Raw genomic sequence first — 24,915 nt, 5'->3', positions numbered from 1 at the left:
CACGCCGGCCGACGAGGTTTCGTCCGCCGGCGCTTTTTGCGTTCGATGGGCAGCCATGAGGTTTTGCGCGGATGTTCGATAGCCTGAGCGATCGCCTTGGCGGGGTGTTCGACCGCCTGCGCGGCCGCGGCGCGCTGACCGAGGCCGATGTCCGTACCGCGATGCGCGAGGTGCGTGTCGCGCTGCTCGAGGCCGATGTCGCGCTGCCCGTTGCGCGCGATTTCGTCGAGCGCGCCACCGAGCAGGCGATCGGTCAGAACGTGCTGCGCTCGGTCACGCCGGGGCAGCAGGTCGTCAAGATCGTCCATGATGCGCTGGTCGAGATGCTCGGCGCGGATGCGTCGGAACTGGAGCTTGGCGTCACTCCGCCCGCGATCGTGATGATGGTCGGGCTGCAGGGGTCGGGCAAGACGACGACCACCGGCAAGATCGCCAAGCGCCTCAAAGACCGCGGCGCGAAAAAGGTGCTGATGGCGTCACTCGACGTCAACCGGCCCGCCGCGCAGGAGCAGCTGGCGACGCTGGGCACGCAGATCGACGTCCAGACGCTGCCGATCGTTACCGGGCAGCAGCCGGTCGAGATCGCCCGGCGTGCGCTGACCGCCGCGAAGCTGCAGGGCTTTGACGTCCTGATGCTCGACACCGCCGGGCGCACCAGCATCGACCAGGCGCTGATGGACGAGATGCGCAGCGTCGCTGACGTCGCGCGGCCGCAGGAGATCCTGCTCGTCGTCGATGCGCTGACCGGCCAGGACGCGGTCAACGTTGCGCAGAACTTCAGCGAGCAGGTGCCGCTGACCGGCGTCGTGCTGACCCGGATGGACGGCGATGCACGTGGCGGCGCGGCGCTGTCGATGCGTGCCGTCACCGGCAAGCCGATCAAGTTCGCCGGCACCGGCGAGAAGATGGACGCGCTGGAGGCGTTCCATCCCGAGCGGGTAGCCGGCCGCATCCTCGGCATGGGCGACGTCGTGTCGCTGGTCGAGCGCGCCGCCGAGAGCATCCAGGCCGACGACGCGCAGCGCATGGCGGCCAAGATGGCGAAGGGTCAATTCGACCTGAACGACCTGCGCGCGCAGCTCCAGCAGATGAGCCGCATGGGCGGGCTGGGCGCGCTCGCCGGGATGATCCCGGGGATGAAGAAGGCGCAGGCGGCGATGGCCGCGGCGCCCGGCTCCGACAAGATGCTGGTCCATATGGATGCGATGATCGGCTCCATGACCGTCAGGGAGCGCGGTAAGCCCGAACTCATCAACGCGAAGCGCAAGATCCGCATCGCCAAGGGCTCCGGGACGACGGTTCAGGAGGTCAACAAGCTCCTGAAGATGCATCAGGAGATGGCGACGGCGATGAAGAAGCTCCGCAAGCTCGGCGGACTCAAGGGTATGATGAAGATGCTCGGCGGGGGAGGCGGCGGCTCCGGCGGGGGCGGCATGGGCGGCCTCGGCAATGCGCTCGGCGGCCCCGGCCTCGGCGACATGATGAAGGGGTTGGGTGGGCCGAACGGCAGTCTGCCCGGCCTCCCCGGCGGTCAGAACCTGCCTCCCGGCTTTCAGAACTTCCTCAACAAGAAATAGCAAACACCTAAAAATGAAGGACAATATCTAGATGGCTATCAGCATTCGCCTGTCACGCGGCGGTTCCAAGAAGCGCCCCTATTACCGGGTTGTCGTCGCCGACGCGCGTTCGCCCCGCGACGGCAAGTATCTGGAGAAGATCGGCACCTACAACCCGCTTCTTGCCAAGGACGACGCCAAGCGCGTCCAGATCGATGGCGAGCGTGCCAAGCATTGGCTGGGCGTCGGCGCGCAGCCGACCGATCGGGTCGCCCGCTTCCTCGATGCCGCCGGCGTCAAAGAGCGGCCTGCGCGGAACAACCCGACCAAGGGCAAGCCCGGCGAAAAGGCGACCGAGCGCGCTGAGGAGCGGGCCGAGAAGCTGAAGGCGGAGCAGGACGCTGCGGCGGCGGCTGCTGCTGTTCCGACCCCCGAGCCTGATCCTGCCCCCGCGGCGGACACGCAGGCCGAGGCCGAGGCCGTCGTCGCGACGGAGGTCGAGGCGGCAACGGAGTCGACGGCGGACACGGCCGCGACCGACGCCGCCGCCGAGACGCTCACCGCTGAGGCGTGAGTCCGGTGGGGCAGCCGAAGCGGCGGGTCGTGCGTTGGGGCGGTTTCGAAAGGAGCCGCCATGACATCCGACCCGCTGCCGACGCTTCCCGATCCGCGTACCGATGATGATGAAGCGGTCGGGGACGACGGCCAGTCCGCGACGGCGCCTGCCGAAGGCGCTGACGACGTCGAGCCCCGCACGCCCGGCTCGCCAGAAGCTTGACGCCGACGCGGGCCGCGTCACCCTCGCCATCATTACAGGGGCGCACGGCGTCGGTGGCGAGGTGAAGCTGAAGCTGTTCACCGAAGACCTGTCGGCGTGGCGCACCTTCAACGACGGCGCGCTGACGCTGACATCGCACCGCCGCACGATGGCGCGCTTCGCCGAGGCTTCCGACCGGACCGCCGCCGAGGCGCTCCGCGGCACGGCGCTGACAATCGCGCGCGCCGATCTGCCGCCCCTCCCGGATGGCGAATATTATCACGCCGACCTGATCGGTCTCCGCGTCCAGACCCCCGATGGCACATGCATCGGTCGCATTATCGCGGTCGAGAATTTCGGCGCGGGCGACCTGATCGAGGTTGAACGTCCCGACGGCAAGCTGTTCATGGCGCCCTTCACTCCCGAGGCAGTGCCCGCCTGGGACGCCGAGCGTCTGATACTCGACCCGATTTTCGCGGGCTAAGCCGTTACTGGTCGAGGAAGCTCCGCATCTTCCGCGAGCGGCTCGGATGTTTCAGCTTTCGCAGCGCCTTGGCCTCGATCTGCCTGATCCGCTCACGAGTGACGCTGAACTGCTGACCGACCTCCTCCAGCGTGTGATCGGTGTTCATGCCGATGCCGAAGCGCATGCGCAGCACGCGCTCCTCGCGTGGGGTCAGCGACGCGAGCACCCGCGTCACCGTCTCCTTGAGGTTCGCCTGGATCGCGGCATCGACCGGGATGACCGCGTTCTTGTCCTCGATGAAATCGCCGAGATGCGAATCCTCCTCGTCGCCGATTGGCGTTTCGAGGCTGATCGGCTCCTTGGCGATCTTCATCACCTTCCGCACCTTTTCCAAAGGCATGGAGAGGCGCTCCGCCATCTCCTCCGGAGTCGGCTCGCGGCCCTGCTCGTGGAGGAACTGGCGGCTGGTACGGACCAGCTTGTTGATCGTCTCGATCATGTGGACCGGGATACGGATCGTGCGCGCCTGGTCGGCGATCGACCGCGTGATCGCCTGCCTGATCCACCACGTCGCATAGGTCGAGAACTTGTAGCCTCGCCGGTACTCGAACTTGTCGACCGCCTTCATCAGGCCGATATTGCCCTCCTGGATCAGGTCCAGGAACTGCAAGCCCCGATTGGTGTATTTCTTGGCGATCGAGATGACGAGACGCAGGTTCGCCTCGACCATCTCCTTTTTGGCGATGCGCGCCTCGCGCTCCGCCTTTTGCACCGTGTTGACGATGCGACGGAACTCGGCGAGCGCCATCCCGGTCTGCTGGCTGATCTCGCTGATCTCGATGCGAATGCGGTCCACCGCGTCGGCCTCGTTGACCGCGAATGCGGTCCACTTCTTGTCGAGCTTGCCGACCGCCTGCAGCCAAGTGTCGTCCAGCTCGTGGCCGACATAGCGGTCGAGAAAATCCTTGCGGGGTACCTTGTGACGCTCCGCCAGGCGCAGCATCTGGCCGCCGAGCGCGGTCAGGCGACGGTTGTAGGCGTAAAGCTGGTCGACCAGATATTCGATCTTCGCCTGATGAAACTGGACGCTCTCGACCTCGGCGGTCAGCTCCTCACGCAGCTTGTGGTACTTGCGCTCGTCCGACCCCGAGAGCTCGCCGCCCGCACTCATCGCGTCAAGGCGATTGCCCTGAACCTTGGAGAACTTCTTGTAGATCGCCGTGATGTTGGCGAAGCTTTCCAGCGCCTGGGGCTTGAGCTGTTCCTCCATCTGCGCGAGGCTGAGGGTATTGTCCTCCTCCTCGTCGTCGGAGGGGCGCGGTGTGCGGCGTTCGGTCAGTTCGTCGTCCTCGTCGGCGTCGACGGGCGCCTCTTCCTTGACGTCCTCTTCTTCCTTGAAGGTCGCGCCGGCGGTCTTCTCGCTGATCTCGTCGTTCTCGTCGCCCTCGGCCGCCTCGACCTGCTCGGCCGACGGACCCTTGGACAGCATCGCGTCGAGATCCAGGATCTCGCGCAGCTGCATCGTGCCTTCGTTGAGCTGGGTCGACCAGTCGATGATCGCGTTGAAGGTAATCGGGCTTTCGCACAGCCCCAGGATCATCGTGTCGCGGCCCGCCTCGATCCGCTTGGCGATGGCGATTTCGCCCTCGCGCGACAGCAGCTCTACCGCCCCCATCTCGCGCAGGTACATGCGGACGGGATCGTCGGTGCGATCGACCGTCTCCTTCTTCTTCTCGGGCACCGGCGCGCCGGTGTCGGCCTCCGCGTCGACGGTCTCGACCTCGTCGTCGGCGGCGTCCTGCTCGTCGCCGTCCTCACCCGCCTCGTCATTCTCGACGATGTTGATACCCATTTCGGACAAGGCCGCGGTGACGTCCTCGATCTGGTCGGACGACATCTCGCCCTGGGGAAGCGCCTCGTTGAGCTGGTCGTAGGTGATGTAGCCGCGCTTCTTGGCGCGGGCGATCACCTTCTTGATCGACGCGTCGTTGAGGTCGAGCAGCGGCGCATCCTGCACCTCCACGCCCGCATCCTCGCCAGCATTGCCGTTCGTCTTCGCCATCAATCGCCCTCAGTCGCGCCCGCGCGGGCGTCTTCGTTTGCCTGACATAGGTTTGCAAGCCGCATTTCCAACGCCTGCCGCTCCTGCACCAGCGCGATCTGCCGCTCGAACGCCTCGTCCGTAAAGCGCTGTTGCATCGTCGCCGTCGCCGCGGCCAGTGCTTCGTCCACCTCCGGCCGGGTGACCAGAATGGCGATCGCCTCGTCCAGGTCGGCGCTGGCGCGATCGGGATCGCCGCCGGCCTGGGTAAAAGAATAGGGCGTCGTGTCGGCGCGGAGCAGTTCGGCGGCGATGCCGTCGAACCCTGATCGCGCCAATATGGTGCGCAATCGTGCGCTATCAACCTGCCGGTCCTCGACCGCGACATCGACCACCGCCTCAAACAGGCGCCCCAGCGCGCCATCCGCCAATTTGAGGCTGCCCAGCACCTCGAGGTGGCGGGCGATCTCGGCCGGGTGGCGGATCAGCCCGGCGAGCACCGCCTTGGCGAGGACGCGGTCAATCCCGGCGGCACGGACCGCCTTTGCATCGGCAGAAACGGGGGCGGAGGGCTCCTTCCACCCGCCTTTGGGACGTGGACCACTGGATTTGAAGGCGCGGCGCGCGGGGGCGAACTGCGCGTCGAAGCGGCGGCGAAAGTCGGCCAGATACTCCGCCCTCACACCGGGATGTGCGATCGTCTGCGCCATCTCGGTCAGCCGCTGGCGCAGCCCCGCGCGCTGCTCAGGCGTGTCGAGTGGTTCGCGCGTCAGCTCGCTGAGCCATAGCCGCTGCACGAGCGGCTCGGCAGCGCGCAGCACCGGCTCAACGGCATGGACGCCGCCGGTATGGACCAGGTCGTCGGGGTCCTGCCCCGGCGGCAGCGTCGCGAAGCTGAGGCTCTGCCCTGGCTGCAGCATGGGCAGCGCGCGGTGCGCCGCCCTGAGCGCCGCCTTCTGTCCCGCGCTGTCGCCATCGAAGCAGAGCAGCGGCACGTCCGCCAGACGCCACAGCCGCTCCAGCTGCGCCTCGGTCAGGGCGGTGCCCAGCGGCGCGACCGCCTCGTCGATGCCGGCGCGGGCGAGCGCGATCGCGTCCATATAGCCCTCGACGACGATCACGCGTGCCGCTTTGCGCGCGGCAGGCGCGGCGCGGTCGAGATTGTAGAGCGTTCGCCCCTTGTCGAACAGCGGCGTGTCGGGCGAATTGAGGTATTTCGGCTCGCCGTCTCCGATGACGCGCCCGCCGAATGCGATCACGCGTCCCCGCGCGTCGCGGATCGGGATCATCAGCCGGCCGCGGAACCGGTCGTAAGGGTCCTTGCCCTCGACCTGGATCAGCAACCCCGCTTCGATCAGCATCGCGTCGCCAAACGCCTTCAGCGCGGTGCGGAGCCGGCCGCGGCTGTCGGGGGCGAAGCCGAAGCCGAACGCGCGCCGCGTCCCGTCGTCGATGCCTCGCCGGTCGAGCAGCTCGCGTGCCGCCGCGCCGTCGAGCCCGCCCAGCTGCTGCACAAACCAGTCGGCGGCGGCCTGCATGACGTCGTGGAGCGACTTGGCGCGCTCTTGCCGCTCCTGCTGGCGCGGGTCGGGGGCAGGCACCTCCAGCCCGGCGGCGCCCGCCAGCTCCTTGACCGCATCCATGAACGGCAGCCCGCGCTGATCGGTCATCCACCGAATCGCGTCGCCATGCGCGCTGCAGCCGAAGCAGTGATAGAAACCCTTGTCGTCGTTGACGTAGAAGCTCGGCGTCCTCTCGTTGTGGAATGGACAGCAGCCCTTCATCTCGCGCCCGGCGCGGGTCAGCTTGACTGTCTTCGCAACCAGCGCGGACAGCGAGGTGCGGGTGCGAAGCTCGTCGAGAAAGGCGGGGGTGAGGGTCATGGCGCGGCCCCGCCGACTATGCCGGATTACCGCCCGGCTTGCGAGGGGCCTTGTGGGACCGCGCGCAGCTGGTCGAACGCGGCGTGATCAGGCAGCCGCCGTCACCGGTGCGCTTCCCGCGGACCGCTTGCGTAGCCGAAAGGGCAAACTTCGGCCGGAGATGATGGACCGCCACGCCCACTCGACCGGCGCGATACGGTAATGCTTCACCCAAACGTTCGCGCCCCACAGCAGCGCCGCGTTGACGCCAAGCGCAGTCAGCATCAGCGCCATCCATCCCTGCCGCCCATACAGCGCCAGCCCCCAGGGCGGGTACAGTACCCACAGGCAGACCAATGTCTGCGCGACATAGATCGACAGCGCCGTCCGTCCCGCCGCCTGGAACGGCTTGAGCAGCCGCGCGCCTGCGATGCTTGCGACCAGCAGGTTGATGAGCCCGATATGCCCAAGCGTCATGGCGAGGCGGGCGAACTCCTGATGGTCCCAGCCCATGTTCGGCCCCGGCACGCCATAGGCTTCATGCCATGCTCCCGCCGCACGCGCGAAGCCGCCGATCAGATAGCCGCCGGCAAGCAGCCCGGCATAGAAGCGGCGGCTCCGCGCACCTTGGATCACGCCCAGCTTGAACAGGGCGGCACCGATCAGCATCGTGCCGGCCGCCTCCCAGACCCATGCCCATTCGAGAAAGATGCCGCCGAAAAAGCCCCAGAAGAACAGCAACATCTCGACCTGCTTTGAAGCCCAGCTAGCGGTGGTGGCGGTCGGCGCGCCGCGGGCGCGATTCTCGGCCGCCATGCGCTGAGCATCCTCCGCTTTGCTTTTCGCGCGGTCGGCATCGCGCTTCAGCCGTTCGTCGATCAGCTTGCGATCGGCTGCCGATACCGGCTGGCCGCCATGTTGGCGCGCGATCGCGGCGTCCTGCTGCGCGCGGTGAGGCAGGGCGGACAGATAGAGATAGCTCCCCTGGCCGAACAGCTGCAAGGCCGCGAGGATCAGTCCGATCCCGAGCAGCCAGCGCGCGCTAAGCCGGCGGAACAGGAAAGCCACCATCGCTGCCAGTCCGTAGGTGTGGAGGATATCGCCCGGCCACAGCAGGATGAAGATATGGATCAACCCGAAGAGGAACAGGACGAAGTTGCGCCAGTAATATTGCCGCAGCACCGCGCCTGGCCCGAACACCCGGCCGATCACGACCCGCCAGCGACCAGCCGTGATTTCACGGTCGCCGAGCGCGGCGGAGAATCGGTCGGTCAGGATGACCATCCCGACGCCGAACAGCATCTCTAGCAGGCACCGTGCTGTCCCATCCGCCAGGACCGCGCGCGCGATCCAGGCGGCCTGGTCAGCGCCCGACCATCCGATCGACTTGAAATCGACCTGCGACGCCCACAGCGAGCCGCCCATGTCGTTGATGTTCATGAACAGGATGCCGAGGATCGCGATTCCCCGCATGATGTCGAGGATCGCGAGGCGCGGCGCGCCATCGGGCTCGGCGGGCGTCGTCGCCTCCGCCGCGGTCGTCATCATGGCCTCATCCCCTTGATCGCGGCGCCGTCTCCCCGCGGCGCCTTCCATGCTAGCGGTGTATTATCCGAATGCAACAGCTCACGGCGTAATTGGCCGAAACGGTAGCGCCCGTCCGCCCGCGAGCGATCGCCACGCCCATTCCACCGGCGCGATCGGGTAGCGCTGCGTCCACCACACCGCCACCATGAGCAGCGCCGCATCGACCGCGAGCGCCGTCAGCATCAGCCCGGCCCAGCCCTGGCGCCCGAATAGCGCGAGCGCCCAGGGCGGATATAGCACCCACAGGCAGATCAGCGTCTGCAGGATGTAGAGCGACAGGGCGGTGCGTCCCGCGGCGGCAAAGGGCTTGAGCAGCGCCGCCCGGCGGCCACCAAGAATCAAATGGATCAACCCGACATGCCCGAGCGTCGTCGCCAGCCGCCCCACCTCGTTGAGTGCCCAGGCATAGGTGACGGTGTCGTCCTGCCGCGCGTTGAAAATGGTCTCGATCATCAGGATCGGCACCCCGACCGCGTACCAAGCCATCGTCATGCGCCGGTAAAATCGCCGGTCGCGTCGCCCCTGCAGGATGCCGAGCTTGAACAGCGCTGCGCCGATCAGCATCGTCGCGATCGGCTCCCAATACATCAGCAGCGCCGCGCGCCGGTCGCGGTAGCGCTTGAGCCAGTCGCCGGTCATCACCGCGCGCCAGCCGCTGTAGCCGGCGCTGCGCTCGGCCACTTCATGGACGTGATAGGCGCGGAAAGTCGCCTGCTGCCCGTGCCACCAGTCGAGGTTGGCAAGTTCGTCCTGCTCGTTCTGCGTCAGCGCCACCCCCTCGGTCTGATGCGCCCGCGCCTGCTCCACCACCGCGTTGCCGATGATGACGTTGTGGAGGTTTGCGCCCGTCGTCACGGCGCCATAGGCGCTGAAGGTCAGCCCGAGCACGATCAGCCAGCGTGCCGGCAGCCTTCGCAACGGATAGGCGATCATCGCCGACAGCGCGTAGATATGGAGGATGTCGCCCGGCCAGAGCAACAGCCAGACATGCGCGAGGCCAATAGCGGCCAGCACCGCGCTACGCCAGTAATAGCGCACGGCGCTCATCCGCGCGGTCAGCATCACCATGCCCGCGCCGAACAGCATCTCCAGCAGCGCCCGCGCGATATTGCCGTTCGCGACAGTCTGCTGCAGCGTCCAGGCGACACGGTCCGCAACGCTCCAGCCGAGCAGCGACGGCAGCGGGTCGTGCGACGCCGCCAGTGTCCCGCCCATCCCTGCGATGTTCGTGAACAGGATGACGAGGATCGCGATCCCGCGCATCACGTCGAGCGACACGATCCGCGGCGCGCCGTCCGGCTCGACAGGCAGGTCGCGCGCGAGATCGGTCACCCGTTCCTCCCCTCGGGCAGGCTCACATGGGACGGACAGCTTTGCAACGCCACGTCGGACAGCAAAGCGGGGGCGGCAGGCCGTCCCGCCGCTCTCCCTGCTGTTCCGGGCGTTGACCCGTGCGTGATTACCCGGCCGCGACGCTGCCCTTGGCCGGGCGATTGTCGCGGCGCTCGGCGATACGCGCCGACTTGCCGGTGCGGCCGCGCAGGTAATAGAGCTTGGCGCGGCGCACGGCGCCCTTGCGCACCACCTCGATCGCGTCGATCGACGGCGAGTAGAGCGGGAAGACACGCTCGACACCCTCGCCGAAGCTCATCTTGCGGACGGTGAAGGAGGAGCCCATGCCCTTGTTGGCGCGGGCGATGCACACGCCCTCATAGGCCTGGACGCGGGTGCGGTCGCCCTCGATCACCTTGACGCCGACGCGCAGCGTGTCGCCGGGGCGGAAATCTGGAATGGAGCGGGTCGCGGTCAGCTTCGCGATCTGCTCCGCCTCGAGCTGCTGGATCAGGTTCATGTCTCGTCGTCCGTCCTGTGCCGCGCGCCAGAGGGCGACCCGACCCGAGCACCGACGTGGCGCTCCCAAAGGTCCGGCCGCCTTAGCCGTGTATCCTCGACCGACCGGGCGTGACGCCAGGCGACGATCTTCGCATGATCCCCCGATCGCAGCACTTCGGGGATCGTGCGCCCTTCCCAGGTGACGGGACGGGTATAATGCGGGTATTCGAGCAGTCCCGTTTCGAAGCTCTCGTCCACGCCGCTTGCGGGCGCGCCCATTACGCCGGGCAACAGGCGGATGCAAGCGTCGAGCAGTACCAGCGCCGCCACCTCGCCCCCCGACAGGACATAGTCGCCGATCGACACCTCCTCGATCGCGCGGCGCTCGAATAGTCGCTCGTCAAAGCCTTCGAACCGGCCGCAGAGCAGAACTACGCCCGGTCCGGCCGCGAGCGTCTTTACGCGCGACTGCGTCAGCGGCGGGCCGCGTGGCGTGAGTGCCAGGACAGGATGCCCATCCGACACGCTGTCCAGCGCCGTTGCCACGACGTCGGCGCGCAGCACCATGCCCGCGCCACCGCCCGCGGGCTTGTCGTCCACCGATCCATGCTTGTCGGCCGCGAAGTCGCGGATCTGAACCGTGTTCAACGACCATCGGCCCTCGCGTAGAGCCCGCCCGGCGAGCGACTGCCCGAGCGGCCCTGGAAACATTTCCGGATAGAGGGTCAGGATGGTCGCCGCGAACGTCATGCCCCTTCCTGTTCGGCCGGGCGCACGGTGGCAAGCGGAACGAAGCGCGTCTTCAGGGCTTGTCGCGGCCATGGACATGATCGATTGCCTGGTGGTGGGCGGCGGGCCGGCGGGTGTGACCGCCGCCATCTACCTTGCGCGTTTCCACCTGACCGTCCGCGTCGTCGATGCGGGGCAGAGCCGCGTCACCTGGATCCCGCGCACGCGCAACCATGCCGGCTATCCCGGCGGTATCGCGGGAACGGAGCTGCTGGAGCGGATGCGTGAGCAAGCGCGGGAGTTTGGCATCGAGGTGGAGCACGGCCTGGTCGAGCAATTGGAGCAGGTAGAGGGCGGATTCTCGGCGCGGCTGGCGACCGGCGACACAATCACCGGCGCATCGGTCCTGCTGGCGACCGGGGTCGTCAACAACGGTCCGCCGATCTCGCCCGAGTTGCATGATTTGGCGATGGCCCGTGGGTTGATCCGCTATTGTCCGATCTGCGACGGCTACGAAATAACGGACAAGCATATCGGTGTGATCGGCAATCGCACCCACGGTTTCAAAGAGGCAGTGTTCCTGCGCACCTACACGCGCGAAGTGACACTGATCGCGCCAGATCAGGACCTCGAATTGTCGGACACGGAACACGCGACGCTCGCCGAGCTCGGCATCGAGGCTGTCGGCGGCCCTTGCGCCTCACTCCGGATCGAGGGCGAGCAGATCGTCGCGCCGACGCCGAAAGGCGACCTCCGCTTCGACAGCATCTATCCCGCGCTGGGCTCGGTGATCCGGTCGGAGCTGGCGATGTCGCTCGGCGCCAAGGGCTCGTCCGATGGTTGTCTTGTCGTCGATGATCACCAGCGCACCAGCGTGCCTGGGCTCTACGCCGCAGGCGACGTGGTCAAGGGGCTCGACCAGATCAGCCACGCGATGGGGGAGGGCGGGGTGGCGGCGACGACGCTGCGCAACGACCTGGCCGAGCGGCGCGCGCTGTGGCGGTGACGGCCTAGATCCGGGTCAGGACAGGGCCGCCTTCACCAGCGCGCTCGCCTTGCTCATGTCAAGCGTCTGCGCGTGACGGGCTTTCAGCTCCGCCATGACGCCGCCCATGTCCTTCATGCCGCTCGCCCCCAGCTCCGCCTTAATCGACTCGATCACGGCGGTCGTCTCCGCCTCGCTCATCTGTTGCGGCAGGAAGCGTTCGATGACCGCGACCTCGCGCTCCTCGGCCGTTGCCAGTTCCTCGCGGCCGCCCTGGCGGTACATCGCGATCGACTCGCGGCGTTGCTTGACCATCTTCTGCAGCACCTCGACGACCAGCGCGTCGTCGGTGGGCGGGTTCGCCTGGGTGCGCGCCTCGATGTCGCGGTTCTTGAGTGCGGCCTGGATCAGGCTGACGGCGTTGCGAGTATCTTTGTCGCCGGCCTTCATGGCGGCGATCTGGGCGGCTTTGATGTCGTCTCGAATCATGCGCGGCCTTATTGACCGGGCGGGGAGCGCGGTCTAGCTGGCGGGGCTTAGTGACATCGTGACTTCTCCAACGGAGTGCCTGCCCGCAATGGCCGACGCCGCCTCTTTTCGCGCGCCTGAAGGAGCGACAGGCTGTCTGGTCCTTGCCAGTGGCGAGGTCGTGTGGGGACGCGGCTTCGGCGCGGAGGGGCAGGCGGTCGGCGAGGTATGCTTCCATACCGCGATGACCGGCTATCAGGAGATCATGACCGACCCGTCGTTCGCGGGGCAGATCATCACCTTCACCTTTCCGCATATAGGCAATGTCGGCGCCAACCCGGACGATGTGGAGGCGGACCGGCCGCATGCGCTCGGCATGATCGTGCGCGAGGACGTGACCGCGCCCAGCAACTTCCGCGCGGTCGAGCGGCTGGACGGGTGGATGCAGCGGCATGCGCGCATCGGGCTGGCGGGGATCGACACGCGTGCCCTGACACGGCGGATCAGGACGGGCGGTGCGCCGAACGGGGTGGTGGCGCATTCGGCCGCCGGGGTGTTCGACGTGCCTGCGCTGCTGGAGATGGCGCGGGCATGGCCGGGGCTGGAGGGGATGGACTTGGCGAAGTCGGTGTCGACCCAGACGCACTTCGGCTGGCAAGGCGGCGTGTGGCGGCTGGGGTTCGGCTACGACGCAAGCGACGATGCTGGCGGGCGGCACGTCGTCGCGGTCGATTACGGCTCTAAGCACAATATCTTCCGCAACCTGGCGCTGGCGGGCGCGAAGGTGACGGTGGTGCCAGCGACCGCCTCTTGGGAGCAGATCGAGGCGTTCGGGGCGGACGGCTACTTCCTGTCCAACGGCCCCGGCGATCCCGCGGCCACCGCCGAGTATGCCGTGCCGGTGATCCGCGCGATGCTCGACACAGGCAAGCCGCTGTTCGGAATATGCCTAGGGCATCAGTTGCTGGCGTTGGCGGTGGGCGGGCGAACGACCAAGATGTTCCAAGGGCATCGCGGGGCAAACCATCCGGTCAAGCGGCTCGCCGACGGCGCGGTCGAGATCACCAGCATGAACCACGGCTTCGCCGTCGAGCGCGACAGCCTGCCCGCCGCCGTCCACGAGACCCATGTATCGCTGTTCGACGGCAGCAACGCCGGGCTGGGGCTGGACGGCGGGCGGGTGTTCAGCGTGCAATACCACCCCGAGGCGAGTCCGGGGCCGCAGGACAGCATGTATCTGTTCCCGCGGTTTGTGGGGATGTTGTCGTGAGGCCACATTTTCGAGAAGCGAAGCTAATTGCCGTCGCCGCCTTACACGACGCATTGTATTTCGATTCCGATTACACGTCGCTTCAAGTTTCACCGATCCATAAGAGAACTGACGAGATATTCTCCAAGGGTTACTTGCGACGACTGCTGGATGCACTTGCAGAACATCAGCTAGTCAGCATTGAGAACTCTGAAAACTCAGATGATTTCTATACGCTCACGGATGCTGGTATCGAAGTCGCAGAGGGTCTGTCCACTGCTGATATAATGACAGCCCGGTACCGGATCGGCTCAGTCAGAGATATTGTTGAAGTGCCCGCGTCGGACCGTATTGTCTCTCTTACCCACAATCAGGTGGATGAGACTGACCGTTCTCTAACGAATGTGATTGAGACACTGGAGGCAGACAACGGGTCGCCCGAGTCGCCGGGCATGCGTGAACGCCTGCTAGGACAGCTCAAGGCAGGCCGTGAGCTTATATTATCCGGCCAGTTCAGAGCCTACTTGCTTTACGAGGTTCTGGTCCGCGCACTGGACGAACTAATCGCCAAATACGGCAACCCAGCTATTGCGGAGTTGGCCAAGGCGCTACTCGGCGCCCTCGTCGGGAAAATGTTGAGCTAACATGCCCAAACGCACCGACATCTCCTCCATCCTCGTCATCGGCGCGGGGCCCATCGTCATCGGGCAGGCGTGCGAGTTCGATTATTCGGGCACGCAGGCGATCAAGGCTCTCAAGGAAGAGGGCTATCGCGTCGTCCTGGTCAACTCCAACCCGGCGACGATCATGACCGATCCGGAGCTGGCGGACGCGACCTATGTCGAGCCGATCACGCCTGCCGTCGTCGCGCGGATCATCGAGAAGGAGCGGCCGGACGCGGTGTTGCCGACGATGGGGGGGCAGACCGCGCTCAACACGGCGCTGGCGCTGTTCAACGACGGGACGTTGGCGAAGTACGGCTGCCAGATGATCGGCGCGGATGCGGAGGCGATCGACAAGGCGGAGGATCGGCTCAAGTTCAAGCAGGCGATGACGCGGATCGGGCTGGAAAGCGCCCGGTCGGCGATCGCGCACTCGGTCGAGGAGGCGCTGGCGGGGCTGGAGGTGACGGGGCTGCCCGCCGTCATCCGGCCGAGCTTCACGCTCGGCGGCACGGGCGGGGGCATCGTCTATAATCGCGCGGAGTTCGTCGATCTGGTCCGCAAAGGGCTCGACGCCTCGCCGACTACCGAGGTGCTGATCGAGGAGTCGCTGCTCGGCTGGAAAGAATATGAGATGGAGGTGGTCCGCGACCGCGCGGACAATTGCATCATCATCTGCTCAATCGAGAATGTCGATCCGATGGGGGTCCACACCGGCGACAGCATCACCGTCGCGCCGGCGCTGACGCTGACCGACAAGGAATATCAGATCATGCGCAACGCGAGCATCGCGTGCCTGCGCGAGATCGGGGTGGAGACGGGCGGCTCCAACGTCCAGTTCGCGGTCAACCCCAAGGACGGCCGGCTGATCGTGATCGAGATGAACCCGCGCGTGTCGCGGTCGTCGGCGCTCGCGTCGAAGGCGACGGGCTTTCCGATCGCCAAGGTCGCGGCGAAGCTGGCGGTGGGGTACACGCTCGACGAGATCGAAAACGACATCACCGGGGCGACGCCGGCGGCGTTCGAGCCGACGATCGATTATGTCGTCACCAAGATCCCGCGGTTTGCGTTCGAGAAGTTCAAGGGCGCCGAGGCCGTGCTCGGGACCGCGATGAAGTCGGTCGGCGAGGTGATGGCGATCGGGCGCAATATCCACGAGTCGCTACAAAAGGCGCTGCGCGGGCTGGAGACGGGGCTGTCGGGCTTCAACATGGTCGACCGGCTGGTCGGAGCGCCGCGCGCGGAGATCGAGGCGGCGCTGGCGGTGGCGACGCCCGACCGGCTGCTGGTCGCGGCGCAAGCCCTTCGTGAAGGCATGACGGTCGCCGAGATCAACGCGATCGCGAAATACGATCCGTGGTTCCTCGAACGCATCGCCGAAATCGTCGCGGCCGAGGCCGGGGTGATGGCCGACGGCCTGCCGATCGAGGCTGCGGGGCTGCGCCGGCTCAAGAGCATGGGGTTCAGCGACAAAAGGCTGGCGTGGCTGGCGCTGCAATCGGCCAATCTGCGCGGGATGGAGCGTGGCATCGCGCGCGGCTCGGGGCTGATCCACGAGGCGGTGGTGGCGATGACCGGCGGCGTGACCGAGGAGGAGGTCCGCGCGCTCCGCCACCGGCTGAACGTGCGGCCGGTGTTCAAACGCATCGACACCTGCGCCGCCGAGTTCGAGGCCAAGACGCCGTATATGTATTCGACCTACGAGGCGCCGAGCTTCGGCGAACCGGAGGATGAGAGCGGCCCGAGCGAGCGGCGCAAAATCGTCATCCTCGGCGGCGGGCCCAACCGGATCGGGCAGGGGATCGAGTTCGACTATTGCTGCTGCCACGCCTGCTTTGCCTTGGCGGATGCGGGCTTCGAAACGATCATGGTCAACTGCAATCCGGAGACGGTCAGCACCGACTACGACACCTCAGACCGGCTCTATTTCGAGCCGCTGACCGCCGAGGACGTGCTGGAGATTCTGCATGTCGAACAGTCGAACGGGACGCTGGCCGGCGTCATCGTCCAGTTCGGCGGCCAGACCCCGCTCAACCTGGCGCGGGCGCTGGAGAAGGCTGGCATCCCGATCCTCGGCACCTCGCCCGACGCGATCGACCTGGCGGAGGACCGCGAGCGGTTCGCGCATCTGGTCGCGCGGCTGGGGTTGAAGCAGCCGCTGAACGGCCTCGCCCGCAACCGGGATGAGGCGGTCGCGGCCGCCAGCCGGATCGGCTACCCGGTGCTGATGCGGCCTTCCTACGTGCTCGGCGGGCGGGCGATGGAGGTGGTCGACAGCGAGCAGCAGCTCGATAACTACATCGCCACCGCGGTGCAGGTGTCGGGTGACGCGCCCGTGCTGATCGACCAGTATCTGCGCGACGCGATCGAGGTCGACGTCGATGCGCTGGCGGACGGCGTCGATGTCGTGGTCGCAGGAATCATGCAGCACATCGAGGAGGCGGGCGTCCACTCGGGCGACAGCGCCTGCTCGCTGCCGCCCTATTCGCTTTCCGCGGAGATCATCGCCGAAATCGAGCGGCAGACCGACGCGCTTGCCCGCGCCCTCGGCGTCGTCGGGCTGATGAACGTCCAGTTCGCAATAAAGGGCGGCGAGGTATACCTGATCGAGGTAAACCCGCGCGCCAGCCGCACGGTGCCCTTCGTCGCCAAGGCGATCGGCGCGCCTGTCGCCAAGATCGCCGCGCGGGTGATGGCTGGCGAGAAGCTCGCCGACCTGCCGCGCATTGACCGCCACATCGATTATTTTGCGGTCAAGGAGGCGGTCTTCCCTTTCAATCGCTTCCTCGGCACCGACCCGGTGTTGAGCCCGGAGATGAAATCGACCGGCGAGGTGATGGGGATCGCCGCGGATTTCACCACCGCCTTCGCCAAGTCGCAGCTTGGCGCCGGCACCGTGCTGCCACGGGCTGGAACGGTGTTCGTCAGCGTCAAGGACGGGGACAAGGCGATGATCGTGCCGGCGGTGAAGGCGCTGGTCGAGACCGGCTTCACGATCGTCGCGACCGGCGGGACGGCGGATCACCTGCTCCGTGCCGGGCTGCCGGTCGCACGGGTCAACAAGGTCGCCCAGGGCCGCCCGCACATCGTCGACCGCGTCACCGACGGCGGCATCGCGCTAATCATCAATACGACCGAGGGGTGGCAGAGCCTGAAGGACTCGCAGCCGATCCGCGCGAGCGCGCTCGCCAACAAGGTGCCGTACTTCACCACCGCCTCGGCCGCGCTGCAGGCGGCGCGGTCGATCGCGGCGGCGGCGGGAGACGGACCGCGCGCCGACCTTGAAGTACGGCCGCTGCAGTCATATCATTCGCGCTCGCACGATTGACCCCCGACAGACCGGAACAGGTGCGGGCGGCCCTTCCGGGACCGCTTGGGGGCAAGGATTTGGGGAAACGCGATGGCCACCGTCGACAAGATGCCGATGCTGCAGGAGGGTTATGAGAAGCTCACTGCCGAGTTGAAGCGCCTGAAAACGGAACGCCCGCTGATCGTCGACGCGATCGAGGAAGCGCGCGCGCATGGCGACCTGTCGGAAAATGCCGAATACCATGCCGCCAAGGAGCAGCAGGGGCAGAACGAAGCGACGATCTCCGACATCGAGGGCAAGCTCAGCCGCGCCCAGATCATCGACCCGCGCGAATTGTCGGGGGACAAGGTGGTGTTCGGCGCGACGGTGACGCTGCTCGACGAGGACGACAAGCCGATCCGCTATCAGATCGTCGGCGAGACCGAGGCGGACGCGAGCAAGGGCCGCATCTCCTACAATTCGCCGATCGGGCGGGCGCTGATCGGACGGCGCGTCGATGAAGAGGTCGAGGTGACGGTGCCTTCGGGTGATCGCTGGTACAGTGTGTCGAAGGTAGAGTTCGTCTGAACGGCATCGACCTGCCGCGCGGGCGCACGACCGATGCGCTGGTGGCGCTGACGGTGTTCGCGGCGCTGTTGGTGGCTTTGTCGAGCGACGTCGCGGCGACCGCGCTGGGGCTGGTATTCTCGCCCGCCGCTTTTCTATCGGGCTGGCGGGACGCGCCCATCGTCGCTCTGCTCTCGCCGCTCGTGTCGCAGGGTGCGCAGCTCGGGGTGTTTGCCGCCGCTTTCGACGCGGTCCTGTTGTTGATCGCCGGACGGTATGTCGAACGCGTCCTAGGCGGCGTCGGGCTGGCTATGTTGTTCGTCGTCGGCGCCTATGGCGGCGCGCTGGCGCGGCTGCTGTTGACGCCGGGGTCCGCGACGCCGGGGTTCAGCGGCAGCGGCGCGCTGTTCGCGATCGTCGGCGGCTATCTTATGCTTTACGGCATCCCCCGCACCTTGCCGATCACGATTACGGGCAGCCGGTTCAAGCAGGTTGCGGCACTGGCGCTGCTCTGGGCGGTCGTCCAGGGCGTCTTTGCGCTGGCGAGCGGCGCGCTGGACATGTCGGTGATGCTGGTCGAGCCGCTTGGCGGCCTGGCGGCCGGAGTTGCGGCGAGCCGGCCGCTGCTGGCGTGGAAGTGGCGCGGTGCGTGAGCGCGAATAGCGCGTGTCGCGGGGCCGATTGAGCCTAACCCGGCTAGAGCCCGGGCTCCAGCAGGCGGTGCAGGTGAACCACGACGTAGCGCATCTCCGCATCGTCGACCGAACGCTGCGCGGCGCCGCGCCAGGCCTTTTCGGCCGAGGCGTAATCCGGAAAGATGCCGACCACGTCGAGCCCGGCGGGGTCCACGAAGTCGAGGCCTTGCGGATCGCTAACGCGGCCGCCGAAGACGAGGTGGAGCTTGCTCATGGCGGCGCGCCCTAGCGGAGCCTGTAGTGGAGAGCCAGCGCGAGGGGGACGTTCTTGAGAAAAGAGCGTCCCCAGACGAGCGGCGGGGCGATCAGCCGTGTTCCGGCTCGTCGCTGCGGCTCTTGCCGGTCGCGGATCGGGCTGCAGCGGTTCCCGCGCTGGTCACGGCGGCACCAATGCCGCCGAGCAGATTCTTGACCTGCTGTTGTGCGGCGTCGCGCGTGAAGCCGCGGGTCTGCAGCTCGCTCAGTCCCTGTTCCTTGGCGGTCGCGATCGCGGCGCGGGCGGTGTCGCCCAGCCGCTTGCCGACCGGAGCGAGCAGCTCCTTCTCGCGATCGCTGCGCGGCAGCAACGCGCCCGCAAGGACGCCGACGGCGAGGCCGCCGACCAGGATGCCGAGGGGATTTGCCTCGATCCCTTCGACAGTCCGGCGCGCCGCATCGGCAGCGGCGTCGCGGGTCCGCTCCAGCGTTCCGGCCGTTTCAGGGCGCTTCGTGTCGGGGCGGGGCGGGTTGCGGGTGTCAGTCATGGTCGCTGTCCTTGGGGTGAGGGTTATTTTCGACGGAGCGGGCCTGTGCGCGCGCCGCGCTTGTCTTCTTGCGGCGGAACAGGCCGATGATGCGCTTGCGGAACAGGAAAAGTCCGGTGACCGCGACCACTCCGGCAACCGGCGCCGGGTTGGCGCGCGCATAGTCGAGCCCAGACTCCGCAGCGCTCTGCCCGCGGTCCGCCGCAGTGCGCGCGGCGTCCAGCGCGAGCGCCTTTGGGTTCAGCTTGACCTGGAGACGGTGAAGGTCGTTGGTCAGCCGCTCCTTTGCGGCAGCCGCGCGACGCTCCGCGGCGCGGATGTCGGCGGCGGGGTCGGGCGCGTCGGTCATGTCAGCCCCTTCGCGGGCGCCAGCTTGCCCTTGCCCACAAACGCCAGCACGGCCGCGATGAGCAGCGTGACCACCACCACGACGCCCGTCGCGCCCAGCGGCCCGATCAGTGTCGCCAATGACAGGATCAGCCCGACCAGCAAGGCGGTGACCGCCGACAGGGCGAGCACTGCCGCGGCACCGAAGAAGATGGCGGCGCTTGCAAACGCGCCGATCCGCTCGTTCGCCTTGGCCTTGACCAAGGCGATTTCGGCCTGCGCAAGCTCGCGTGCATCCGCGACCGCGCGATGGACGAGGGTGGAGACCCCCTCGTCCACATGCGCCGGCGTGGTGTGGAGATCAGGTGCGCTCGGCATCGAGCCCCGACTGGATCAGCCGTGCCAGCACAAAGCCCACGGCTGCGGCGGCGCCGATCGCGATCGCCGGGCTTTTGCGGACCAACTCGCGCGCATCGCCGACCAGCTCGTCCAGATCCTTGTTACGAACGGACTGGGAGAAGCCCTGAACCTGTTCGGCGGCCGAGCGGGCATATTGTCCGTATTGCTCGCCGATCGCACCGTCGACCTGCCCGGCGGCGTCGGTCAGCATCTCCGCCAGCTGGTCGAGCGCGCCGCCGGCTCGTTCCTTGCCCATCTCGGCAAAGGAGCGGACCCGGTCGCGGGCCTGCGTCGTCACCTTGCCCGACGCATCGGTCAGCTGCTGGCGGATGCCGCCGCCGCCGCCGGCGTCGCTCTCGAACTCGACATCCGAATTTTTGAGGGGGACGGCGGGGGTGAACTCGGTGCCTTCAGGCGGCGTCTGGGTCTCGCCGTCGGTCGTCGGGCGGGTGGTGTCTTCTTCGGCCACGGTCAATGGTCCTTTCTAGCCGTTCGGGATGCGTAACGGCGGGCAGTAAGCGCCGGTTCCAATCGTCCGGCCTCGATTGCCGCAGGTCAAGACGGGCGGTAGGGGCAGGCGGGACCAGCAACCGGAGTTCCTCGTTTGACAGCGATCATCGACATCCACGCCCGCACCATTCTCGATAGCCGCGGCAACCCGACGGTCGAGGTGGACATGCTGCTGGAAGACGGCAGCTTCGGGCGCGCCGCGGTGCCGTCTGGCGCGTCGACCGGCGCGCATGAAGCGGTGGAAAAGCGCGATGGCGACAAGGCGCGCTGGGGCGGCAAGGGGGTCGATCAGGCGGTCGAAGCGGTAAACGGCGAGATTGCGCAGGCACTGATCGGGATGGACGCGGAGGACCAGCAGGACCTCGACGCCGCGATGATCGCGCTGGACGGAACGGCGAACAAGGGGCGGCTGGGCGCCAACGCGATCCTGGGCGTCAGCCTGGCGGCGGCAAAGGCGGCGGCGGACGCGCGCGGGCTGCCGCTGTATCGCTATGTCGGCGGGGTCGCTGCGCACCTGCTGCCGGTGCCGATGATGAACATCATCAACGGCGGCGAGCATGCGGATAACCCGATAGACTTCCAAGAGTTCATGGTGATGCCCGTCGGCGCGCCAAGCCTGGCGGAGGCAGTGCGCTATGGGTCCGAAATCTTCCACGCGCTGAAGAAGACGCTGCACGATGAAGGGCTGGCGACCGGGGTCGGCGACGAGGGCGGCTTCGCGCCGGACATCGCCAGCACCGATGCGGCGCTGGGGTACATCATGCGGGCGATCGAGTCCGCGGGATACACTGCGGGCGAGGATGTGATGCTGGCGCTCGATCCTGCGTCGACCGAGTTCTTTGTTGACGGCAGGTACGACATCTCGGCGGAGGGGCGCGTGCTCGGGCCGCAGGAGATGGCGCGCTATTACGAAGACTTGGTCGCGCGGTACCCGATCATCTCGATCGAGGACGGCATGGCCGAGGACGATGTCGAGGGCTGGACCGCGCTGACGCAGGCAATCGGCGCACGGGTCCAGCTGGTCGGCGACGACCTGTTCGTGACCAACCCGGAGCGGCTGCGCTGGGGTATAGCGCGGGGGCTAGCGAACTCGGTCCTGGTGAAAGTCAACCAGATTGGGACGTTGACCGAGACGCTGGATGCGATCTCAACGGCCAATCGAGCCGGTTACACTGCCGTCATGTCGCATCGGTCCGGCGAGACCGAGGATGCAACGATCGCGGATCTCGCGGTTGCGACCAATTGTGGGCAGATCAAGACCGGCTCGTTGGCGCGGTCGGACCGGCTTGCAAAGTACAACCAGCTGATCCGGATCGAGGAGGAACTGGGATCGGCCGCGCGGTTTGCGGGGCGGGACGTGATCCGCGGCCGGAAGCCTGCTTGATCGGCGACGGCGGCTCCGGCATCATCGCCCGGTGAGCCGCAAGCCATCTGCCCTGACCAGAACGCTGCGCCGGGCGGCTGCGCCCGCGCTGGGGCTGGTGCTGATCGCGTTCTTCGGTGCCTATGCGGTGCTGGGACCCAATGGCGGGCTCGCTTATGGCGACTATCAGCGCCAGCTCGCGCTGCGCGAGCGTCAATATGCGGCGCTCGATGCACGACGCGCGGTGCTCCGCAATCGGGTGGCGCTACTTGATCCCGACCACGCCACGCCCGACATGGTCGATGAGATGACCCGCAAGCAGCTCAACGTCGTTCACCCGGACGAGCTGGTAGTGCCGCTCCGCTGATCCGGCTACGGCCGGATAAGGCGCCGCCGTCATTTCGGATGATAGCGACCCAGCTCGGAGATCGGTCCCGCTATGCCGCTCGGGCGCCGCCAGCGCCCAGGAACGTCAGCAGGTCCTTCGTCAGCCGATCGCTCGCCGTCGCGTTCAGCCCGTGCGGCTCGCCTTCATATTCGACCAGTTGCGCGTTGGCGATGCCGCGGGCGGCGGCGCGCGCGCTCGGCTCGATCGGCACGGTCTTGTCGCCGGTGCCATGGATGATCAGCGTGGGCACGCCGAAGCTCGCCAGGTCGGGGCGGAAGTCGGTCTTGCCGAACGCATCGACGCACGCCAGCGTCGCTTTGAGGCTCGCCATCGTCGCGGTGCGGGTAGCAAGGTCGATCACGTCGTCGCTGACCGTACTTGTCACCCAGCCGACTCCGAAAAAGGCGGGGATGAAGGTGTGGCGGAAGAAGCGGGCGCGGTCCTCGCGAATGCCGTCCTTGATCTGGTCGAACACGCTTGCGGGCGCGCCGTCGGGGTTGTCGTCGGTCTTGAGCAGATAGGGCACAACCGAGGCGATCAACGCCGCCGCGACGACGCCCTTTCCGTCGTGCCGGCTCATGTAACGGGCGACTTCGCCGCCGCCCATCGAGAAGCCGACCAGCGTCGCGTTTTCGGTAGCGCCCGATGCCGCCATGACGTCGGCGAGATCGTCGGCGAGCGTGTCATAGTCATAGCCGTCCCAGGGCTGGCCCGAACGGCCGAAGCCGCGACGGTCATAAGCGATCGCCCGGAAGCCCGCTTCGGCCAGCGCCATTGCCTGCGCATCCCACATGTCGGCGCTGAGCGGCCAGCCATGGATAAGGATCACCGGACGGCCCGATCCCCAATCCTTGACGTACAGTTCGGTGCCGTCGCGGGTCTTGACGTAGGGCATACAGAAACTCCGGTAGCGATGCTGCCTAACGAGCCGCGGGTTGCCGCGTTCCGGTCAGCGCGCTTGTTTGAGCACGGGCACTTCCGTCTGTGTCTCGACCCCATCCGGGTTACGGATCGGGGGCCGCAGCCGGGCGATACTGAGCAGACCCGCGGCCAGCGCGAGACCCGCGGCCACGAACGGCGGCGTCTCACCGGTGCCGACCCCAGCCGCGAGGAGCGCCGCGACCAGCGTCGCGCCCGTCGTCTGCCCCGTCAACCGCACCGTCGACACGAGCCCGCCCGCCGCCGCCGCACGCTCACGCGGCGCGGAGCCGACCAGCAGTCGCGCGTTGGGCGGCAGGTAGGTGCCGAAACCCGCCCCGCACAACGCCATCCGCCAGGCGACGTCGAAATAGCTCGGGTGCGCAGGCAGGAAGCCGAGCAACAGAAGCGCGCTGACCGACACGACCATGCCGATGCCGCCGAGCAGCCCGGCAGGAATGCGGTCGGACAGATACCCGGCCGCGGGGGCGACAACCATGTTGGTCATCGGCCAGGGGGCGAGGCAGGCGCCGATCGTCGCGGCCGAGAAACCCAGCGCCTGCAGCCTGAACGGCGTCGAAATCAGCAGCGTCATCGACGCGGTAAAGGCGACGAAGCCGCCGAGCGCCGACAGGCCGATCACCGGCTGCGCCAGCAGGTCGACCGGCAGGATCGGCGCGACCGAGCCGCGCTCGCGCCGGACGAAATAGACGCCGATCGCGATCCCAGCGGCAACGATCGCCGCGGAGACGACGGGGCTGTCCCCGTGAACGAAACTTTCAAGCCCGCCGATCACCAGCCCGAACATCCCCGCGCACATCACCGCGCCCGCAAGGTCGAATTGCGCGTGACGGGGCGCCGGCGCAGGGATAGCGCGACCGCAGACGAGGCTGAGCACCGCAAAGGGGATGGCGCTGGCGAACACCCACGGCCACGGCGCAAAGCCGAGCACGAGGCCGCCGATCGTCGGTGCCGCGGCGGCGGAGCTGGTCACCACAACCGCGTTGATCGCCAGCCCGCGGCCGAGTTGATTGGACGGATAGATCTGGCGGATCAGCGCCGACGCGACTGCCAGCACCCCCGCCGCACCCACCGCCTGCGCTGCGCGCACGACCAGCAGGAACGGCAGGCTCTTGGCAAAGAAGCACAGCAAGGTCGCGGCGGTGAACAGCGCCTGGCCCCCCTGATAGGTGCGCTTCAGCCCGATACGCTCACCCAGCCCCGCGAGCGGCAGCATCAGCATCACCAGTGTCACCTGATAGATGGTCACGATCGACACGACGGCGGAGCGCTCGACGCCCAGATCGTGGGCGATCGTCGGCAGGGCGACATTGGCAACGCCGCCGTCGATGATGACCAGCGCGGAACCAAAGGACATGGCAGCAACCGCGAGATAGCGGCGCGGCGTGGGCAGCCCGTCGGCACCCGCGCCCGCGGCGTCCGCCGGCGTCATGGGCCTTGTCCCCGCATCCGGCGTCGTCCACTCGGTCATGGCCAGGCCTTGGCATCACGAGCGATCCG

25 protein-coding genes are annotated in these 24,915 nt (G+C 67.3%); 11 read left to right on the top strand and 14 right to left on the bottom strand.

What is annotated here, in order from left to right; translation table 11 throughout:
• Positions 1 to 71: 71 nt before the first annotated feature.
• The 3 genes from ffh (at position 72) to rimM (ending at position 2,797) form a co-directional block, all read left to right on the top strand.
• Positions 72 to 1,577, top strand: a complete 1,506-nt coding sequence (gene ffh, locus ACP2AD_RS11135) for a signal recognition particle protein (RefSeq protein WP_425230119.1) — start codon at positions 72 to 74, stop codon at positions 1,575 to 1,577.
• Between the two features lie 31 nt (positions 1,578 to 1,608).
• Positions 1,609 to 2,130, top strand: coding sequence for a 30S ribosomal protein S16 (gene rpsP / locus ACP2AD_RS11130; RefSeq protein WP_425230118.1), 522 nt, complete (start codon positions 1,609 to 1,611; stop codon positions 2,128 to 2,130).
• A 109-nt stretch (positions 2,131 to 2,239) separates the two neighbouring features.
• Positions 2,240 to 2,797, top strand: coding sequence for a ribosome maturation factor RimM (rimM, locus tag ACP2AD_RS11125; protein WP_425230117.1), 558 nt, complete (start codon positions 2,240 to 2,242; stop codon positions 2,795 to 2,797).
• Between the two features lie 4 nt (positions 2,798 to 2,801).
• On the opposite strand, the gene rpoD is transcribed toward rimM, so the two are convergent.
• From rpoD to trmD, 6 genes are all read right to left on the bottom strand, one after another.
• A complete protein-coding gene (gene rpoD, locus ACP2AD_RS11120; RefSeq protein WP_425230116.1) occupies positions 2,802 to 4,841 on the bottom strand; it encodes an RNA polymerase sigma factor RpoD in 2,040 nt (679 codons plus the stop codon).
• The gene (dnaG, locus tag ACP2AD_RS11115) at positions 4,841 to 6,703 is read right to left on the bottom strand and encodes a DNA primase (protein ID WP_425230115.1); all 1,863 of its coding nucleotides are present in this window, start codon (positions 6,701 to 6,703) and stop codon (positions 4,841 to 4,843) included. The genes rpoD and dnaG overlap by 1 nt, the downstream gene beginning before the upstream one ends.
• An 87-nt stretch (positions 6,704 to 6,790) precedes the next feature.
• The gene (locus ACP2AD_RS11110) at positions 6,791 to 8,230 is read right to left on the bottom strand and encodes a DUF418 domain-containing protein (RefSeq protein WP_425230114.1); all 1,440 of its coding nucleotides are present in this window, start codon (positions 8,228 to 8,230) and stop codon (positions 6,791 to 6,793) included.
• A gap of 78 nt (positions 8,231 to 8,308) precedes the next feature.
• On the bottom strand, positions 8,309 to 9,601 hold the full coding sequence (locus tag ACP2AD_RS11105) for a DUF418 domain-containing protein (RefSeq protein WP_425230113.1): 1,293 nt from the start codon (positions 9,599 to 9,601) through the stop codon (positions 8,309 to 8,311).
• A 127-nt stretch (positions 9,602 to 9,728) separates the two neighbouring features.
• Entirely contained in the window at positions 9,729 to 10,121 is a 393-nt protein-coding gene (rplS, locus tag ACP2AD_RS11100; RefSeq protein ID WP_425230112.1) for a 50S ribosomal protein L19, read from the bottom strand.
• The gene (gene trmD / locus ACP2AD_RS11095) at positions 10,118 to 10,852 is read right to left on the bottom strand and encodes a tRNA (guanosine(37)-N1)-methyltransferase TrmD (RefSeq protein WP_425230111.1); all 735 of its coding nucleotides are present in this window, start codon (positions 10,850 to 10,852) and stop codon (positions 10,118 to 10,120) included. Before trmD ends, rplS begins: the two co-directional genes overlap by 4 nt.
• A gap of 76 nt (positions 10,853 to 10,928) precedes the next feature.
• Between trmD and ACP2AD_RS11090 the strand changes: the two genes are divergently transcribed.
• Positions 10,929 to 11,837: an NAD(P)/FAD-dependent oxidoreductase gene (locus ACP2AD_RS11090; RefSeq protein WP_425231159.1), complete on the top strand. Its 909-nt coding sequence runs from the start codon at positions 10,929 to 10,931 to the stop codon at positions 11,835 to 11,837.
• Between the two features lie 15 nt (positions 11,838 to 11,852).
• On the opposite strand, the gene ACP2AD_RS11085 is transcribed toward ACP2AD_RS11090, so the two are convergent.
• Complete coding sequence (locus ACP2AD_RS11085) at positions 11,853 to 12,305, bottom strand: GatB/YqeY domain-containing protein (RefSeq protein WP_425230110.1); 453 nt, start codon at positions 12,303 to 12,305, stop codon at positions 11,853 to 11,855.
• Between the two features lie 88 nt (positions 12,306 to 12,393).
• On the opposite strand from ACP2AD_RS11085, the gene carA reads away from it, so the two are divergent.
• The 5 genes from carA (at position 12,394) to ACP2AD_RS11060 (ending at position 18,704) form a co-directional block, all read left to right on the top strand.
• Positions 12,394 to 13,554, top strand: a complete 1,161-nt coding sequence (gene carA, locus ACP2AD_RS11080) for a glutamine-hydrolyzing carbamoyl-phosphate synthase small subunit (RefSeq protein WP_425231158.1) — start codon at positions 12,394 to 12,396, stop codon at positions 13,552 to 13,554.
• Complete coding sequence (locus ACP2AD_RS11075; protein WP_425230109.1) at positions 13,551 to 14,177, top strand: hypothetical protein; 627 nt, start codon at positions 13,551 to 13,553, stop codon at positions 14,175 to 14,177. Before carA ends, ACP2AD_RS11075 begins: the two co-directional genes overlap by 4 nt.
• A 1-nt stretch (position 14,178) precedes the next feature.
• The gene (gene carB, locus ACP2AD_RS11070) at positions 14,179 to 17,523 is read left to right on the top strand and encodes a carbamoyl-phosphate synthase large subunit (RefSeq protein WP_425230108.1); all 3,345 of its coding nucleotides are present in this window, start codon (positions 14,179 to 14,181) and stop codon (positions 17,521 to 17,523) included.
• Between the two features lie 72 nt (positions 17,524 to 17,595).
• On the top strand, positions 17,596 to 18,072 hold the full coding sequence (gene greA, locus ACP2AD_RS11065; protein ID WP_425230107.1) for a transcription elongation factor GreA: 477 nt from the start codon (positions 17,596 to 17,598) through the stop codon (positions 18,070 to 18,072).
• Positions 18,073 to 18,113: 41 nt separating this feature from the next.
• A complete protein-coding gene (locus ACP2AD_RS11060) occupies positions 18,114 to 18,704 on the top strand; it encodes a rhomboid family intramembrane serine protease (RefSeq protein ID WP_425230106.1) in 591 nt (196 codons plus the stop codon).
• Positions 18,705 to 18,747: 43 nt separating this feature from the next.
• Here the strand turns inward: ACP2AD_RS11060 and ACP2AD_RS11055 are convergent, their stop codons facing one another.
• The 5 genes from ACP2AD_RS11055 to ACP2AD_RS11035 form a co-directional block, all read right to left on the bottom strand.
• Positions 18,748 to 18,960, bottom strand: a complete 213-nt coding sequence (locus tag ACP2AD_RS11055; RefSeq protein ID WP_425230105.1) for a DUF4170 domain-containing protein — start codon at positions 18,958 to 18,960, stop codon at positions 18,748 to 18,750.
• Positions 18,961 to 19,051: 91 nt separating this feature from the next.
• Positions 19,052 to 19,489, bottom strand: a complete 438-nt coding sequence (locus ACP2AD_RS11050; protein ID WP_425230104.1) for a hypothetical protein — start codon at positions 19,487 to 19,489, stop codon at positions 19,052 to 19,054.
• Positions 19,482 to 19,838 (bottom strand): phosphatase, encoded by a 357-nt coding sequence (locus ACP2AD_RS11045; protein WP_425230103.1) that lies wholly within the window; start codon positions 19,836 to 19,838, stop codon positions 19,482 to 19,484. Before ACP2AD_RS11045 ends, ACP2AD_RS11050 begins: the two co-directional genes overlap by 8 nt.
• Positions 19,835 to 20,194: a phage holin family protein gene (locus ACP2AD_RS11040; RefSeq protein WP_425230102.1), complete on the bottom strand. Its 360-nt coding sequence runs from the start codon at positions 20,192 to 20,194 to the stop codon at positions 19,835 to 19,837. Before ACP2AD_RS11040 ends, ACP2AD_RS11045 begins: the two co-directional genes overlap by 4 nt.
• Positions 20,178 to 20,684, bottom strand: a complete 507-nt coding sequence (locus ACP2AD_RS11035; RefSeq protein ID WP_425231157.1) for a hypothetical protein — start codon at positions 20,682 to 20,684, stop codon at positions 20,178 to 20,180. The genes ACP2AD_RS11040 and ACP2AD_RS11035 overlap by 17 nt, the downstream gene beginning before the upstream one ends.
• Positions 20,685 to 20,819: 135 nt before the next feature.
• On the opposite strand from ACP2AD_RS11035, the gene eno reads away from it, so the two are divergent.
• Both eno and ACP2AD_RS11025 read left to right on the top strand, forming a co-directional pair.
• Positions 20,820 to 22,109 carry a phosphopyruvate hydratase gene (gene eno / locus ACP2AD_RS11030; RefSeq protein WP_425230101.1) on the top strand — a complete coding sequence of 430 codons (1,290 nt, stop codon included), beginning with the start codon at positions 20,820 to 20,822 and terminating at the stop codon, positions 22,107 to 22,109.
• 31 nt (positions 22,110 to 22,140) lie between these two features.
• Positions 22,141 to 22,455 (top strand): FtsB family cell division protein, encoded by a 315-nt coding sequence (locus ACP2AD_RS11025; RefSeq protein ID WP_425230100.1) that lies wholly within the window; start codon positions 22,141 to 22,143, stop codon positions 22,453 to 22,455.
• A gap of 70 nt (positions 22,456 to 22,525) precedes the next feature.
• On the opposite strand, the gene ACP2AD_RS11020 is transcribed toward ACP2AD_RS11025, so the two are convergent.
• Together ACP2AD_RS11020 and ACP2AD_RS11015 are read right to left on the bottom strand one after the other, a co-directional pair.
• Positions 22,526 to 23,371, bottom strand: coding sequence for an alpha/beta fold hydrolase (locus tag ACP2AD_RS11020; RefSeq protein ID WP_425230099.1), 846 nt, complete (start codon positions 23,369 to 23,371; stop codon positions 22,526 to 22,528).
• A gap of 54 nt (positions 23,372 to 23,425) precedes the next feature.
• Positions 23,426 to 24,847 carry an MFS transporter gene (locus ACP2AD_RS11015; protein ID WP_425231156.1) on the bottom strand — a complete coding sequence of 474 codons (1,422 nt, stop codon included), beginning with the start codon at positions 24,845 to 24,847 and terminating at the stop codon, positions 23,426 to 23,428.
• Positions 24,848 to 24,915 lie beyond the last annotated feature (68 nt).

The sequence above is a fragment of the Sphingomonas sp. genome (assembly GCF_965248875.1).
Classification (GTDB): Bacteria; Pseudomonadota; Alphaproteobacteria; order Sphingomonadales; family Sphingomonadaceae; genus Sphingomonas.
The sequence above is the reverse complement of the archived record's forward strand: the minus strand, read 5'-3'. Positions and strand labels throughout refer to the sequence as shown.

What these genes read in the sequence shown, in the direction of transcription:
- ffh (WP_425230119.1), top strand. Translation starts at nt 72, where the DNA reads ATGTTCGATAGCCTGAGCGATCGCCTTGGCGGGGTGTTCGACCGCCTG.
- rpsP (WP_425230118.1), top strand. Translation starts at nt 1,609, where the DNA reads ATGGCTATCAGCATTCGCCTGTCACGCGGCGGTTCCAAGAAGCGCCCC.
- rimM (WP_425230117.1), top strand. Translation starts at nt 2,240, where the DNA reads ATGAAGCGGTCGGGGACGACGGCCAGTCCGCGACGGCGCCTGCCGAAG.
- rpoD (WP_425230116.1), bottom strand. Translation starts at nt 4,841, where the DNA reads ATGGCGAAGACGAACGGCAATGCTGGCGAGGATGCGGGCGTGGAGGTG.
- dnaG (WP_425230115.1), bottom strand. Translation starts at nt 6,703, where the DNA reads ATGACCCTCACCCCCGCCTTTCTCGACGAGCTTCGCACCCGCACCTCG.
- ACP2AD_RS11110 (WP_425230114.1), bottom strand. Translation starts at nt 8,230, where the DNA reads ATGATGACGACCGCGGCGGAGGCGACGACGCCCGCCGAGCCCGATGGC.
- rplS (WP_425230112.1), bottom strand. Translation starts at nt 10,121, where the DNA reads ATGAACCTGATCCAGCAGCTCGAGGCGGAGCAGATCGCGAAGCTGACC.
- trmD (WP_425230111.1), bottom strand. Translation starts at nt 10,852, where the DNA reads ATGACGTTCGCGGCGACCATCCTGACCCTCTATCCGGAAATGTTTCCA.
- ACP2AD_RS11090 (WP_425231159.1), top strand. Translation starts at nt 10,929, where the DNA reads ATGATCGATTGCCTGGTGGTGGGCGGCGGGCCGGCGGGTGTGACCGCC.
- ACP2AD_RS11085 (WP_425230110.1), bottom strand. Translation starts at nt 12,305, where the DNA reads ATGATTCGAGACGACATCAAAGCCGCCCAGATCGCCGCCATGAAGGCC.
- carA (WP_425231158.1), top strand. Translation starts at nt 12,394, where the DNA reads ATGGCCGACGCCGCCTCTTTTCGCGCGCCTGAAGGAGCGACAGGCTGT.
- carB (WP_425230108.1), top strand. Translation starts at nt 14,179, where the DNA reads ATGCCCAAACGCACCGACATCTCCTCCATCCTCGTCATCGGCGCGGGG.
- greA (WP_425230107.1), top strand. Translation starts at nt 17,596, where the DNA reads ATGGCCACCGTCGACAAGATGCCGATGCTGCAGGAGGGTTATGAGAAG.
- ACP2AD_RS11055 (WP_425230105.1), bottom strand. Translation starts at nt 18,960, where the DNA reads ATGAGCAAGCTCCACCTCGTCTTCGGCGGCCGCGTTAGCGATCCGCAA.
- ACP2AD_RS11050 (WP_425230104.1), bottom strand. Translation starts at nt 19,489, where the DNA reads ATGACTGACACCCGCAACCCGCCCCGCCCCGACACGAAGCGCCCTGAA.
- ACP2AD_RS11045 (WP_425230103.1), bottom strand. Translation starts at nt 19,838, where the DNA reads ATGACCGACGCGCCCGACCCCGCCGCCGACATCCGCGCCGCGGAGCGT.
- ACP2AD_RS11040 (WP_425230102.1), bottom strand. Translation starts at nt 20,194, where the DNA reads ATGCCGAGCGCACCTGATCTCCACACCACGCCGGCGCATGTGGACGAG.
- ACP2AD_RS11020 (WP_425230099.1), bottom strand. Translation starts at nt 23,371, where the DNA reads ATGCCCTACGTCAAGACCCGCGACGGCACCGAACTGTACGTCAAGGAT.
- ACP2AD_RS11015 (WP_425231156.1), bottom strand. Translation starts at nt 24,847, where the DNA reads ATGACGCCGGCGGACGCCGCGGGCGCGGGTGCCGACGGGCTGCCCACG.